13 protein-coding genes are annotated in these 14038 nt (G+C 43.0%); 11 read left to right on the forward strand and 2 right to left on the reverse strand.

Translation table 11 applies throughout. The annotated features are described in order from the left end of the window. The first annotated feature begins 49 nt into the window (after positions 1–49). The 4 genes from metG (at position 50) to AYK67_RS16195 (ending at position 4474) form a co-directional block, all read left to right on the forward strand. Positions 50–1600, forward strand: coding sequence for a methionine--tRNA ligase (metG, locus tag AYK67_RS16180; protein WP_068089308.1), 1551 nt, complete (start codon positions 50–52; stop codon positions 1598–1600). A gap of 128 nt (positions 1601–1728) precedes the next feature. Continuing rightward, the gene (locus AYK67_RS16185; RefSeq protein ID WP_068089311.1) at positions 1729–2523 is read left to right on the forward strand and encodes a TatD family hydrolase; all 795 of its coding nucleotides are present in this window, start codon (positions 1729–1731) and stop codon (positions 2521–2523) included. A gap of 4 nt (positions 2524–2527) precedes the next feature. Beyond that, the gene (locus AYK67_RS16190) at positions 2528–3340 is read left to right on the forward strand and encodes an MBL fold metallo-hydrolase (RefSeq protein WP_068089314.1); all 813 of its coding nucleotides are present in this window, start codon (positions 2528–2530) and stop codon (positions 3338–3340) included. Positions 3341–3442: 102 nt separating this feature from the next. Beyond that, a complete protein-coding gene (locus AYK67_RS16195) occupies positions 3443–4474 on the forward strand; it encodes a TRM11 family SAM-dependent methyltransferase (protein WP_068089628.1) in 1032 nt (343 codons plus the stop codon). Positions 4475–4539: 65 nt separating this feature from the next. Here AYK67_RS16195 and AYK67_RS16200 read toward each other — a convergent pair whose 3' ends face one another. Both AYK67_RS16200 and AYK67_RS16205 read right to left on the reverse strand, forming a co-directional pair. Beyond that, positions 4540–5037: a glycoside hydrolase family 16 protein gene (locus AYK67_RS16200; protein ID WP_068089317.1), complete on the reverse strand. Its 498-nt coding sequence runs from the start codon at positions 5035–5037 to the stop codon at positions 4540–4542. Between the two features lie 2 nt (positions 5038–5039). Beyond that, positions 5040–5327, reverse strand: a complete 288-nt coding sequence (locus tag AYK67_RS16205; protein ID WP_068089320.1) for a hypothetical protein — start codon at positions 5325–5327, stop codon at positions 5040–5042. Positions 5328–5478: 151 nt separating this feature from the next. Here AYK67_RS16205 and AYK67_RS16210 point away from each other — a divergent pair, with 151 nt between their 5' ends. The 7 genes from AYK67_RS16210 (at position 5479) to AYK67_RS16240 (ending at position 14010) form a co-directional block, all read left to right on the forward strand. After that, the gene (locus AYK67_RS16210; RefSeq protein WP_068089322.1) at positions 5479–6174 is read left to right on the forward strand and encodes a hypothetical protein; all 696 of its coding nucleotides are present in this window, start codon (positions 5479–5481) and stop codon (positions 6172–6174) included. 643 nt (positions 6175–6817) lie between these two features. Next, positions 6818–8101 carry a capsular polysaccharide export protein, LipB/KpsS family gene (locus AYK67_RS16215; RefSeq protein WP_068089325.1) on the forward strand — a complete coding sequence of 428 codons (1284 nt, stop codon included), beginning with the start codon at positions 6818–6820 and terminating at the stop codon, positions 8099–8101. Next, positions 8094–9200 carry a polysaccharide biosynthesis/export family protein gene (locus AYK67_RS16220; RefSeq protein ID WP_068089328.1) on the forward strand — a complete coding sequence of 369 codons (1107 nt, stop codon included), beginning with the start codon at positions 8094–8096 and terminating at the stop codon, positions 9198–9200. The genes AYK67_RS16215 and AYK67_RS16220 overlap by 8 nt, the downstream gene beginning before the upstream one ends. Before the next feature lie 121 nt (positions 9201–9321). Next, the gene (locus AYK67_RS16225) at positions 9322–11397 is read left to right on the forward strand and encodes a capsular polysaccharide biosynthesis protein (RefSeq protein ID WP_162265135.1); all 2076 of its coding nucleotides are present in this window, start codon (positions 9322–9324) and stop codon (positions 11395–11397) included. 45 nt (positions 11398–11442) lie between these two features. Next, on the forward strand, positions 11443–12582 hold the full coding sequence (locus AYK67_RS16230) for a KpsE/RkpR family capsule polysaccharide export protein (RefSeq protein ID WP_068089333.1): 1140 nt from the start codon (positions 11443–11445) through the stop codon (positions 12580–12582). Further along, positions 12579–13358, forward strand: coding sequence for an ABC transporter permease (locus AYK67_RS16235; RefSeq protein ID WP_068089336.1), 780 nt, complete (start codon positions 12579–12581; stop codon positions 13356–13358). Before AYK67_RS16230 ends, AYK67_RS16235 begins: the two co-directional genes overlap by 4 nt. Before the next feature lies 1 nt (position 13359). Continuing rightward, positions 13360–14010, forward strand: a complete 651-nt coding sequence (locus AYK67_RS16240; RefSeq protein WP_068089340.1) for an ABC transporter ATP-binding protein — start codon at positions 13360–13362, stop codon at positions 14008–14010. The last annotated feature ends 28 nt before the right edge of the window (positions 14011–14038 follow it).

Consider the following 14038-nt stretch of genomic DNA (forward strand, 5'->3'; position numbering starts at 1 on the left):
TGCCGCCCATAAACTATGGGCGGAACAATAGCGAAGATCAAACGCGAATATGACCACAAAATCGCCTTTCTTTATTACAACTGCGATTTCCTACCCCAATGGCGTGCCGCATATCGGCCATGCTTATGAGGCAATTGCAACTGACGTGCTGGCCCGCTTCCAACGACTGGATGGCCGTGAAGTTCATTTTTTAACCGGAACCGATGTTCATGGTCAAAAGATGCTTCAGACCGCCGTCAAGGAAGGCATGTCACCGAACGATCTGGCCAATAAGAATTCTGCGGCTTTCCGTGAAATGGTTGAAATGCTTGGATGTTCCAATGATGATTTCATCCAGACCAATGAAGAACGCCATTACGAGTCATCCAAAGCCATTTGGCTGAAAATGCAGGAAAACGGCGATATCTATAAGGATAGTTATGCCGGTTGGTATTCTGTGCGCGATGAAGCCTATTACCAAGAGGGTGAGACCGAGCTGCGTGACGATGGCGTGCGCTATGGCCCGCAAGGCACCGCTGTTGAGTGGGTAGAAGAAGAAAGCTATTTCTTCAAGCTATCGGCCTACCAAGACAAACTCGTGGAATTGTACGAGAGCCAGCCGGACTTTATTGGTCCGGCAACACGGCGTAACGAGATCCTGTCGTTTGTAAAAAGCGGTTTGCGTGATCTTTCAATTTCACGCACCACGTTTGACTGGGGCATACCGGTGCCAGGCGATGAAAAGCACGTGATGTATGTGTGGGTTGATGCGCTGACCAACTACATTACCGCGCTTGGCTATCCGGATATGGAAGGCAAAATGGCCAAGTTCTGGCCTGCAAACCTGCACGTTATCGGTAAGGATATTATCCGTTTCCACGCAGTGTACTGGCCGGCATTTTTGATGTCTGCCGGTTTGCCGGTGCCAAATCGAGTATATGCCCACGGCTTCTTGTTTAACAGCGGCGAGAAAATGTCCAAGTCTTTGGGCAATGTGATTGCACCCAAAGACCTTGTGGAACAGTACGGACTGGACCAGATTCGCTACTTCTTCTTACGTGAAGTGCCATTTGGCCAAGATGGCAACTATAGCCATGAGCAGATGGTCAACCGCATTAATGCCGATTTGGCTAATGATATTGGCAACTTGGCGCAGCGCTCGCTTTCGATGATTTTCAAAAACTGCGAAGGACAAATTCCGCAGCCGGGCACCTTTAGCGATGCTGATCGCACCATGCTGGATATGGCCGATGCTATGCTTGAAAAGTGCCGCGTGCACATGGATAAGCAGGAGATTCACAAGGCGCTGGATGTGATCTGGAGCGTTGTAGGCAAAACAAACCAGTACTTTGCTGGGGAAGAGCCTTGGGCGTTGAAAAAGACCGATCCTCAGCGCATGGGCACGGTACTTTACACCACAGCCGAGATTATTCGTCAGGTAGCGATTTTGGCGCAGCCGGTCATGCCGACTTCTGCTGCAAAACTGCTTGATTTGCTGGAAGTGGCGCAAGGCAAGCGCAGCTTTGCCGAGCTGGGCGCGGAAAGCCGTCTGCCTGCTGGTGTGGCTATTTCCAAGCCGAGCGGTGTTTTCCCACGCTATGTGGAAGAAGAGCAGGCTTAAGTCCTTTGGCTGTTAGCTAATTAAAGAACTATGGGAGCGGGCAGGGTAACTTGCCCGTTTCTTGATGTTGAGTTGAATGTAACAGGTTTGAAACCACTTGTTTCAAACCGAAAAAGCTGGATAGATTGATGCTTGTTGATAGCCATTGCCACCTTGATTTTCCGCAGTTTGAAGCCGAGCGTGATTTGATTGTCAAGCGTGCCAATGATGCGGGCGTGGGGCGCATGGTAACCATTTGTACACGTGTCAAAAAGTTTGACGAGATTCACGCCATTGCCCAAAATTACGAGTGTGTTTACTGCTCGGTTGGCACGCACCCGCATAATGCTTTGGAAGAAGAGGATGTCAGCCTTGAACAGCTGCTAGAGCTGGCAGAGCGCGATAAAGTTGTGGCGATTGGCGAAGCCGGACTAGACTATTTTTACGATAACGCACCGCGCGATGTGCAAGAAAAGGTGCTGCGCACGCATATTGCTGCCGCCCGGCAAACCCAGCTTCCCTTGGTCATTCATAGCCGCGATGCGGATGCGGATATGGCGCGGATTTTGCGCGAGGAAATGGCAATCGGGGCATTTCCGGCCTTATTGCACTGTTTTTCCTCATCACTTGAGTTGGCCCGCGAGGCCTTGGAACTTGGGCTTTATGTTTCGTTCTCCGGTATTTTGACTTTCAAGCGCTCAACCGAGTTGCGCGAGATTGCGACGCAAATTCCCTTGGATCGGTTGCTGGTGGAAACAGATGCGCCTTATTTGGCACCGCAACCATGGCGCGGCAAAACCAACGAACCCGCCTATGTGACCCATACCAACAAGGTTTTGGCGGAAGTACACGGGATAAGCGAAGCTGAAATGGCACGAACCACCACAGAGAACTTTTTGCGGTTGTTTACCCGTGTCGGCACTTATGAGCAGGCCAAGGGGTGAGGCAATGAGTGCAGGCGGGCAACTGAAAATAACCGTACTTGGTTGTGGTTCTTCTACCGGCGTGCCACGGGTGGGCAATGATTGGGGTAAATGTAACCCGGAGAACCCCAGGAACCGACGGCGGCGCTGCGCCTTGCTCGTTGAGCGGTTTTCTGATGAAGGTTCGACCGTGGTGCTGGTGGATACAGGGCCGGATATGCGCGAGCAGGTCCTGAGCGCGGGCATTAGTCATGTGGACGCTGTGGTATATACCCACCCGCATGCAGACCATATTCACGGTATTGATGATATACGTTTCTTTGTCATGAAGCACAAACGGGTGATGCCGGTTTATATGGATGAAGCAACCGCTGATCGGGTTTTAGATGCATTTGGCTATTGTTTTCATACACCGCCCGGTTCCAGCTATCCGCCAATACTTGCCGATAACCGGCTTGTGGCAGGGAAAAGCGTGACAATTAGTGGTAAGGGCGGCGATATACCGGTACTACCGTTCTTGGTGCATCATGGCGATATTGATGCACTGGGGTTTCGTTTTGGCCCGCTGGCCTACACACCAGATGTGCATGATATTCCCGTAGCCTCACTTGAGCATTTGCAGGGTTTGGACACATGGGTGATTGATGCACTGCGCCACACACCGCACCGCAGCCATTTTTGTCTGGATGATGCGCTGGCGTGGCTAGAGAAAATTGCCCCCAAGCAAGGCATATTGACCAATATGCATAGCGAAATAGATTATGACGCTGTGCAGAGTTTATTGCCCGAACATGTCAAGCCCGCCTTTGACGGCTTGAGTTTTTGGGTTGATTTGTAAGCCTTAATCGAATGTGTTGCGTGCTTTTTGCTTGGAGTGCGTAGTCAACGCCGCTAATTTTTGCTAAATCGCAGTAAAACAATTGAATGTGAAAGTGGTTACGTGGTTCGCTATGCACTTTTGGCTCATCCGGGCCATAACCGGATTTATTTCGAGGCATCTTTACAATTTGCCCAGCAAGAACTTCTCGCGCTTCTGGAAGGCTGCGGAGCGCGCGCGCCTCGTTTTATAGAAAGCCCTGCCGGTTTGCCTGAGGCCGTGTGTTTTGAGTGCGAAGTTGCGCTTGATCAAGCAGCGAAAGCGGCTGTGGCTTCCTCTTCCATTGCCTATGCCTTGTTCGAGATTACAGCGGACGATTTGTTAAAGCCTGTTGTACTACCGGGCTTTGCGGGCTTGCCAGAGAGTTTGGGGCAAATTCTCAAATATTCTGGTAAAACCAACGAACAGTTTACGCGGCTGTTGGTCAACTTGGCTTTGAGTGCCTGTCAAACGCCGGAAATTAAAAAGACACTGCTGGACCCCATGTGCGGCAAAGGCACCAGCTTGTTTGAAGGGCTTATTCGCGGCTTTGATGTGGTGGGCTGCGAGATTAACGGCAAGTGGCTGCAGGAGCTGCAGGTTTACATGATCCGTTATCTTAAAACCGGCCGGTTTAAACATCGGGTACGCAAAGAAAAACGTAGTCGTCCTGATGGACGTAAAATTGCCGACGGGTTTTTAATTGAAACCGCTGTTGACCGCGATGATTTTGCCAATAACGAGCGCCAGTCTATAAAAGCTTTTGCCGCTGATACGCGTGACCTTGGCGTCTTGGTGAAAAAGGAAAGCTGCGATATCTTGGTGAGTGATTTACCCTATGGGGTACAACACGGCAGTAAAACTGTGGGGCAGGGTAAAATGGACCGTCGCCCCGACCAATTGCTGGATGAAGCGTTGCCGGGTTGGCAGCGAGCGCTCAAGGTTGGCGGCGCATTGGCGATTTCATTCAATAGCCACAGCTTGCCTGTGGCAACAGCACAGGAAATTCTTGCACGCCACGGCTTTGAGGTGTTGCGAGAGCCGCCCTTTAGCGGTTTTGCGCATAAGGTGGACCAAGCGATCCTGCGTGATTTAGTGGTCGCGCGGCGAGTATAACCTGCAACCGTGCTTTATTGGGCCGCTTGGGGGAAACTCTGGGCGGCTTTTTAGTTTGTGGGGTTTTATCGTTCCCAACAGCGAATGTAATCGACCTCTAAGCAGGATGGTTGCTGGGCTTTTGAGGTTGTTAAGGGCGTTGAAAGCTCGTAGAAATTCAACATTAACTGCATGGGGTAATGGGGCGATTGTGTTGATGAGGCAGTGAGTTGACCGTCAATATAAAAACGGATCCCATCCGCTCGCCAGTCGATGGCATAGATATGCCATTTGCCATCATCTGTAAAAATGGTGGTGCGGTTAAACTCATCCTGCAGATTTGGATCGTGTATTTTCTTGATGCCTTGGCCGATGGTCGCCATGTTTATGCCATCTGCATTTAGCTGCAAATCATTACCGAAGATCTCGAAAACGGTGATCTCGCCGCTATTTTCTGGTTTTTCTTCATAACCGATAAGCCAAAGGGCCGCTAGATTATGCGGTCCCAGAAAACTGCGGGCCTTAACCTCTAGAAAGCCGTAGTGCATAAGAAACAGTGCTTGATTGGCTGGTTGTGAGCGCACTATTAGGTTTTCAGCAAAACGGTGTTGGCCGATTTTACTGCCAAGTGGCCCGGCATATTGGCCGGTTTGAATGCCTGAAACTTTAATGTTGCCGTCAAATTCCGGGCACCAAGGCTGCTGGTCTTCGGCGAAAAAAAGCGCAGTTTTTCGTTCTTAATTGAATAGCTTGCTTTGGAAGCGGCCTGTGTTGACCAGTGGGGTAGGTAATGCGGCAACCAGTTGGAGTGGTTTAATTGCTGCCCTTGAAAGTTATCTTGGAATATTAATCGTAGTTTTTGAATGTTGGTCATGTTAATCCGGTTTCCAAGTTAGTGTATAAAATTAAAGTTAATTAATAATGGAGTTGTCAATAATTATATTGTGACTTTTTATTAATAGGTCTTGGAATATTCACACTAATAGATATGAGTAAATATCATTATTTATTGAGTGGATGTTGGAATGGCTAATAATTTCCTTACACCTAGTTATCAGTTGTTACGTGGACGTAGTTTAATAGCTTGGGTGCTTGTGGCGTTATTACCAATATATAGCACAGCACAAATACAGATTAAAACCGAAGAGGGCTTTCTAAGTTTCGTACCTTATATTATTTCAATTGCGCTGCACATTTTTATTGCGGGGTACTGGTTTGAGGAAATGAACGGTCAGGCAAAGCCCGGGCGTAAGGTGTTAGCCAAATCTATTGATTATATTGGGTTGTCTTTTTTAATCGGTTTGTGCTTCTTTTCGCTTATGCCGAGTCTTTTGCTTTTTATTATTGCGACTTCGTCAGTTAACATGATGGGTATGATTGCTCTGTTGGCACTTTCATTCATAACTTTGGTTGCTGCACTGTGGTTTTTTGCGCGAGTGCTGCCTGCATTCGTAATATTGGCCAGAACGGGGCGAGGTTCTATTCCCGAGGCTTGGGTTCTGACAAAAGCGGTCAACAAGCAGATGTGGCTTCCTGTAATCTCTATTTTAGCTTTTTATTGTATTGTATCTTTTTTGGGAATCTTACTTCAAACATTAAGTTCGCTTAGTTTAGCTTTGTATTATGCGATTTACTTTGTTGTTGGCGTGATTAGCACACCAGTCGTATATGTATTTATACAAGCGACTTGGCAATTAGCTAACAACAAACAAATCAAATGAGGTTAATGCCAAGATGCATATATTTTGAGAGTGATAATAGTATGTGTATCTCCATACTCTCCAAGAGCGAGCAGAGATACACTCTTCTTGGGTGTTGGTGCATTCAAAAAGCGAGAGCTGCACCTCTACAGCTCTCAACAGTTGTTTATTACTCGCAACAAGCACGCGCAGTTTTCGTTCTTAATTGAATAGCTTGTGTTGGAAGCGGTCTGTGTTGGTCGGTGTGGCAGATAATGCGACGACAGCTTGGTATTTAAGTTGAAACTTGGCCGGTTTATTCGAAAAGTACGGGCATATTAGTTCTTTAAAGTAATGCAGGGATAACTACTGTAATAAGTCTGCCCCTAATTCAACGGCAATTTTTATTGATTAATTTATTTAAGTAGAAATTATTATTTATTCGTTGCAACTTATAAAGTTGTTTAAAACATGAAATTTCCTAAAAATGAATTAACCAATGACTTGATAGCTAAATCGATTTCACTTAATAGCTTAATGGTTAAAATCACCAAGTATTATTTGTGTAATTTAGGGGCTTGTGTGTTTTGCTTCCATTTCTCAGATAATAGATGCTCTTGTGAGAAAGTCGTTGTGTGCAAAATATCATTAAATTTTAATATGTTAAGATATTTGGTGTGCTATGATGGGTAAAGAAAACAAATTACCCGAAGGCGCTACAGGGTATGATGTGTTGCTGTTGCAAGGTCCTGTGGGGCCTTTTTTTAAGAGCCTGCATAAGCAACTGAATGCTAATGGCTTTTCTGTTAAACGTATCTGTTTTCATGATGCAGACCGCTTGTTTGCCCGTAAAGAAGATACGTATAACTTTTCCGGGACTGAAGACGATTGGAGTGTTTGGCTTCGTGAAGAGTTTGTAAAAAATAGCCCTTCTGTCATAGTTATGTTTGGCTCAAGTCGTCCGGCGCATGCGGTAGCTCGAATGCTTGCTGAAGAATATGGTGTGCCTGTTGTTTCGCTTGAAGAAGGTTACCTGCGAACTGGGTACATTACCTGTGAAGTAGGTGGTAATAACCAATTCTCCCCCTTAAAGAAATGGCGTTCAGTAAGTCGAAGAGTTAAATCCAGAAAACCTGTTGATGCTAAATGGGCGTATTCTGCTATGTGTTTGTTTGGTATGATATATTATCTTTATAGGGATTTTACTAAAAAGAGTATTGAGGTAGAATTGTACCACAGAGTAACGTATGGAGTTGTTGCTGAGAGTATAGCTTGGCCTGCGGTTTTTATCAGAAAGTTTAGAGGTAAGATAAGAGATAAAAGTACGATTGTTAAAATCCTTAATGGCGATATTGGTGAATATCTATTGATTCCAATGCAAACGCCAACTGATTCGCAGTTAGTGAAAGCTTCGAGAGGGTGGTCGAATGAAATGCTGGTCGAAGAAGCTATTCGAGCACTCTCTAGTGATTTAACTGATTTGAAGCTGGTTTTTAAAACACACCCACTTGATCGAGACGCCTGTAAGCTTGCTGAATTTATTCGACAGGTCTCTTTGAGGCAAGGTGTAGCAGAGAGAGTAATCGTTATCGAATCTGGGAAGATTGGTGAGCTTACCTCTAAATCGTCAGGGATGATTGTTATTAATTCGACATCTGCTTTTTCAGCGCTTCATCATCGTGTTCCAGTTTTAGTTTTTGGGGATGCTATATATCGGCACGATGCTGTGGTCACGTTAGGTGGAGATGGTGAGGATATAGATACTTTTATGAAGGGAAGAGCTAGTCGAAGTGCTAGGGATATTGATACATTCATATCAACAGTTAAAAGTTTTTCATTGCTACCTGGTGACTTCTATTCGCCAATGGTTATGAGGTGTACTGCTGAGAATGTAGTTAAAAGAATTTCTAGTGTTATAAAAACTTATCCATACTACACTAAAGAATGTGGTGATAGAATTGATGTCTAGGGTTCGCTTTAGTTTTGTTTTGTGTACTTTGTTGCTAGCCAGTTGCTCAAGTTTGCCAGCCTTTGGACCTTCTGCTGACGATATACAAGCATCTTCCATGCCAACTTTTGTAGTTTCTGACAGTTTATTGCCATATCAGCTAATAGATGTAAGTGGTAATATTATGCCTGTGCTGAAACAAGAGTCTCGGCAATTTCCCAATAATTTTATCAAGCAGCAGTTTTTAACTTCAGATGAAGTTATAGGGCCTAGTGATGAGTTGATTATTAAATTTTGGGAGATGTCGCGGGAGGGCTTGTTTTCGTATAACGATAATGATGATTCTGCATTTACACTAACTGTTTCAAATTCTGGTGATATAAACCCGCCTTATGTCGGAAATATTCATGTAAGTGGTTTAACAAAGAAACAAATAAGAAAAAAATTACTTGCCATGTATCGAGGCAAAGCCATTGATCCAGAGGTGAATATTCACGTAAAAAAGGTGGTTGGTCGAGGCGTTTCTGTTCTTGGAGATGTTAAACGTCCTGGAAGGGTTGATATTCCAGCGAATGGGTTGAGGCTATTGGATGTTATGGCCATGACGGGGGGCGTGATCGGGCCTACATGGGAGAACGTACTCACCATAAAACGTAAAAATATATCTTTTCCAATACGTTATGACTATGTTCTGGATAGAGACATAAATAATGTTGTTTTGCTGCCTGGGGATGTTGTTCAGGTTGAACGTACTCCTAGAAAATTTTCAGTTTATGGAGCTGTTAGCAAGACGGGTAACTTTGCTGTAAATAAGCCTGTTGTTAAACTATCTGATTTGCTAGCTACCTCAGGTGGACTGAATGACAACCTGGCTGAAGCAAGGTCAGTTTTCATTTTTCGAGAAAATAAATACACGAAGGAGAATTCCCCTACGAAGGTTTATCGCTTAAATTTTGAAAGGCCAGATGCTTTTATTCTTGCTAGTAAATTTATGCTGTCTGAAGGGGATATTGTTTTTGTTGCCACAGCTGATGCAAGCGAATTCAATAAGTTCATTCGAACGTTTATCTCTCCAAGTCTAAGCTTATCGTCACAGGTTAAGAAACTTGGGGCTTGGTGAGGGGTAAGTGCTACACTGCGCTTGAATTGCTCCTTTGAAATGAATTGTTTTGGAAGGTGCAACAATTATCTTCTTGTGAAGAGAAAGTACCAACATAACAATAATTAATGAAGGTATGGGCTTGGTTTTGCTGCAGAACTCACTGAAATATTTATGTTTTTTAACTCATTACCTCATTGTAGTGGTTGAGGGGGTTTGGTCAAATTTTCGATATTTAGGGAATAGTAGAAACTTTACGTTTTCAATTCGCTTACCTGAGAGAAACTATCTAATTGGCAGCCTATGGGAGCAAGAGGTGCAATTTATAATACCTCTTTTTGTGCTTAAGCGAGCTTGCTTTTTCGGTTGGGGGCGGAAGAAGTCTGGTCAGCGAGCAATTCGTTTTGCTCGTATGATGGGGGGGCGTTTTGTACTACTCGAAGATAGTTTTTTGTCTTCGGTAGATCGTAACGGAAAAAAAATATCTGTGGTTGTTGATCATGAAGGAATTTATTATGATTCTAGCCAGACCTGTACACTTGATAAACTGCTTGAAAAAAAACTTACAAAGAATGAAGTGTCCTGTGCTCAGGAAATCATCACCACTTGGAGGTATTTGAATTTATCTAAATATAATAGTTTAGAAGAATACAAGGGGCCATTACCAGAAAGGTACGTACTAGTCATTGACCAAGTTCGTGGTGATTTGTCCATTAAATATGGGGATGCTGACGTAAGCAGCTTTCATCGTATGCTGGATAAGGCACTTTGGGAGAATCCAGATTGCCAGGTAGTTTTGAAAGTTCATCCAGATATCTTTAGTAACTCAGCTAAGGGGCATTTCAATCTTGAGAAGCTAAGTCTTAATCCACGTATTACTATTATTGCAGATAGTTGTCATGTTGTAAGGCTTATAAAAGAATGTGAGAAAGTCTATACAGTTACTTCTCAAGTTGGATTTGAGGCTCTTATTTGGGGTAAACCTGTTCGTTGTTTTGGTATGCCATTTTATGCCGGACGCGGCTTAAGTGAAGATCAGTTAAAGGCACCATCCGGACGCGATAAATGCACACTTGAGGAGTTGGTTTTCAGGGCGTTTGTTAGTTATACCCGCTATGTGAGTCCAATAACGAATAAAGAGTGTGATTTTTTTGAAGCAGCTAATTTTATTGCTTTACAACGACGAAACAGGCTGATGATTGCCGGTGACGTTGTGGCAATAGGTTTTTCAAAATGGAAAAAGCGATTTATTTCAGATTATTTAGCTGGAAGTCCTGTGAAGTACATCAACAATAATGAAAACTTGGATCAACAAAAAAATAATATTGCTGTTTGGGGCAGCAAATATCAAGAACTAAATGAATCTGGTAGTAAACTATTAAGAATTGAAGATGGTTTTTTACGATCATCGGGTTTGGGGGCGGATTTAATTCGACCATTTTCACTAGTAATAGATGATATGGGTATTTACTATGACGCAACTAGACCTTCAAGATTAGAAAAAATACTAAATGAATCTCAGTATAAAACAGAGCAACTAGATAGAGCGCACCACCTTAGAAATAAAATTATTCAGATGGGGCTTACTAAATATAATGTTGGAGCTGGTAGCTGGCAAAGACCAGATGGAAGTAAAAAGGTTCTTTTAGTTGTTGGTCAGGTTGAGAGTGACGCCTCATTAAAATATGGCTCCCCAGAAATAAAAAATAATTTAATATTTCTAAAAACTGTTAGAGAACAGAACCCAGATGCCTATGTGCTTTATAAGCCGCACCCGGACGTGGTGGCTGGATTGCGAGACGAGGGAAAGGGGGAAGTTGAGGCTAAAAATTTCTGTGATGAAATAATACTTGAAACATCATCGCATGAATTATTAAATGTAATTGATGAACTGCATACGATGACGTCTCTAATGGGTTTTGAGGCGCTCATGCGAGGGGTCAAAGTTGTGTGCTACGGGTTACCTTTTTACTCAGGTTGGGGAATAACGGAAGATAAAGTGAAGAATGAACGTCGAAGCAGGACTTTGACAGTTGACGACTTAGTCTATGGCAGCTTGATTGATTACCCTAGGTATGTTGGTAACAGTAAGTACTTTCTTAGCCCTGAGGAGGCAATTGAGGAGCTGTACCAACAAATAAAAGCAAACAAGAGAAATCCTAATGGCGTTCGTTTTATCAAAAGAAAAATAATTCAATCTTGGAAGAGGTGGCATTAGTGTGTGGTGTCTTTGCATTGATGTTAATAGTTTAGAGTGCATAAAATGATGTTATTTAAAAATAAAAGCAAGCAAGAGATAAGAAGAAGTGGGCTTTTCATTAGCTTTATTGTTGTTTTTGTTATTCCGACGTTATTATCTATTACTTATTACAGTTTTATTGCTTCGGAGCGTTACGCAACAACAATTGGGTTCTCAATACGTGGTATTAAAACTAGCATGGGATTGGATGGCTTAGGTGCCATTACAGGATTAGCAAGCAGTGGTTCGACTAGATCTGATTCATACATAGTTCTTGAGTACTTAAAAAGTCGCGAGTTGGTTGAAAAGCTAGATCAACAGCTTGATCTGCGATCAGCTTACAGCCAGCAAGATATCGACTCCCTATCGCGTATGGACCCTGATGCCACAATTGAAGAGTTTGCGGACTATTGGCAATCACGAATAGACATTAATTACGATCCAACCTCCGGAATAATTGACATTACAGTTCAAGCATTTTCAGCACCAATGGCTAAGAAAATTGCCGAGGGTATTGTTGTAGCCTCTCAGAATTTAATTAATGATTTGTCAGCTAGTGCAAGGGAAGACTCGTTAAAATTTGCTTTAAAAGAAGTTACCTTACAAGAGCAGAGACTTAAAAAAATACATGAAACAATTCGTAGGTTTCGTGAGAAAATGCAAACCGTTGATTTGTCGGCAACAGCTGCATTGGATATGGAGCTTATTGCTAAGCTCGAAGCAAAGATGATTGGTTTAAACACGAAGATATCTTTGCAAGAGAAAGCGCTTGATAAAAATGCGCCATCCTTAGTGGCTTTGAAAAGAGAAGCAAACGCATTAGCTAACGAAATTGAAGTTCGGAAAAGCGACATAAGTGGCAAACGGCATACTGCTCAAGCAAATGGATCCTTAACCTCTAATCTTGTGCAATTTGAAAACTATGAGGTGGAAAAAAAGCTTGTTCAACGTGCATATGCATCTGCTCTAAATTCACTAGAACAGGCACGTCGTGATGCTGATCGCGAGCAACGGTATCTAGCTGTCCATCTTAGTCCTCGAGAACCTGAACTCGCCGAGTACCCCAAACGCTTTCGCAATTCACTTATTGCCGCATTTATATTCTTTTCTGTTTGGGGAATTGGTAGTTTGCTTGTGTACTCCGTAAGGGACCATTTGACGTGAAATTATCGACCAATGAATTGCTCAAACTCCAGGTACGCGTCATCTTAAGTCTCGTTCTTAGGGAAACTCGCGCTACTTTTGGTGGCTCTAGTATCGGATATTTATGGGCAATTATTACGCCCACAGCCGGCGTGGCACTTCTTGTATTTATATTTTCACTTGCCGGACGTCATGCTCCTTATGGTGCTAGCTTAACGCTGTTCTTTGGAACAGGAATGTTCACACTACAGCTGTATAATGAGCTGTCTGGCAAGTTAATGAATGTTTTGAATGCAAATAAAGCTTTGCTCACATATCCGCTTATTAAAGATTTAGATACTATTATAGCGAGGGCCTTGCTCATAATTATAACGTATATTTTAATAGTTTTCATTTTTTACTACTCGCTTTACTTGGTGGGGCTGGCCGATGCCCCCGCACATCCTGAGCACGTAATTCTTGCTTTTTTTGCAACTGCTTTTTTTGGAACGAGTGTTGGGATTGTAAATGCTGTAATTCTGTCTGTGTGGGAAACTTGGTCGCAAATAGAAAAAGTTATAACTAAGCCATTAATGTTTGTTTCTGGTGTATTTTACGTTCCAAGCCACCTGCCACCTCAAGCTGTTAATATTTTAAAATGGAATCCAATCTTGCAGTTAGTTGAATGGACAAGAACGGGTTTTTACGACAACTATAATTCGTTGATCATGAATATATATTACCCCATTTTTGTAAGTATGTTGCTGATGTTGTTAGGATTAGCTGGCGAACGTTTTCTTCGAAAGAAGAGAGTTTAATATGTTGTCTTTGAAAAATGTCTCCAAATCCTACAAGGCTAAGGGTATCGTTAAAGTTATCCTTAAGGATGTAACGATAACTCTTCCTGAAGAAAAAAATATTGCCATAATGGGAAAGAATGGGGCGGGTAAATCTACATTAATGCGGTTACTTGCAGGCACTGAGCCTCCAGATTCTGGGTTTATATACCGAGATCAAAATGTATCTTGGCCACTAGGATTTTCAGGTGGCTTTAATGGTAGTATGACAGGCATAGAGAATATTCGGTTTGTTTCCCGAATTTATGGTCAAGACACAGAGCAAGTTACTAAATATGTTGAAGAGTTTTCTGAGTTGGGTCAATCATTGCGATTACCTATTAAAACTTATTCCAGTGGTATGAAGGCAAGGTTGGCTTTCGGTCTTAGTATGGCAATTGACTTTAAGACCTATCTGATTGATGAAATAACCGCCGTTGGTGATAATAAATTTAAAAAAAAGAGCCAATCAGTTTTCAATGAAAAACTAGCCACAAGCCAAATCATCATGATTTCTCACTCTGAAGGTACAATTAAACAGTATTGCAAGTGTGGTATGCTTCTTAATGATGGTCATTTAGAGTTTTTTGAAGATATTGAGGAATTATTAAAAGCGTATAAAGCTTGTGCTTAAGGGCATTAATAGCTTAGTTAAACATACT

Origin of the sequence: Polycladidibacter stylochi (assembly GCF_001562055.1) — a bacterium.
Lineage (GTDB): Bacteria > Pseudomonadota > Alphaproteobacteria > Rhizobiales > Stappiaceae > Pseudovibrio > Pseudovibrio stylochi.

What these genes read in the sequence shown, in the direction of transcription:
- AYK67_RS16215 (WP_068089325.1), top strand. Translation starts at nt 6,818, where the DNA reads ATGGGTAAAGAAAACAAATTACCCGAAGGCGCTACAGGGTATGATGTG.
- AYK67_RS16210 (WP_068089322.1), top strand. Translation starts at nt 5,479, where the DNA reads ATGGCTAATAATTTCCTTACACCTAGTTATCAGTTGTTACGTGGACGT.
- AYK67_RS16185 (WP_068089311.1), top strand. Translation starts at nt 1,729, where the DNA reads ATGCTTGTTGATAGCCATTGCCACCTTGATTTTCCGCAGTTTGAAGCC.
- AYK67_RS16230 (WP_068089333.1), top strand. Translation starts at nt 11,443, where the DNA reads ATGATGTTATTTAAAAATAAAAGCAAGCAAGAGATAAGAAGAAGTGGG.
- AYK67_RS16240 (WP_068089340.1), top strand. Translation starts at nt 13,360, where the DNA reads ATGTTGTCTTTGAAAAATGTCTCCAAATCCTACAAGGCTAAGGGTATC.
- metG (WP_068089308.1), top strand. Translation starts at nt 50, where the DNA reads ATGACCACAAAATCGCCTTTCTTTATTACAACTGCGATTTCCTACCCC.
- AYK67_RS16205 (WP_068089320.1), bottom strand. Translation starts at nt 5,327, where the DNA reads ATGACCAACATTCAAAAACTACGATTAATATTCCAAGATAACTTTCAA.
- AYK67_RS16220 (WP_068089328.1), top strand. Translation starts at nt 8,094, where the DNA reads ATGTCTAGGGTTCGCTTTAGTTTTGTTTTGTGTACTTTGTTGCTAGCC.
- AYK67_RS16190 (WP_068089314.1), top strand. Translation starts at nt 2,528, where the DNA reads ATGAGTGCAGGCGGGCAACTGAAAATAACCGTACTTGGTTGTGGTTCT.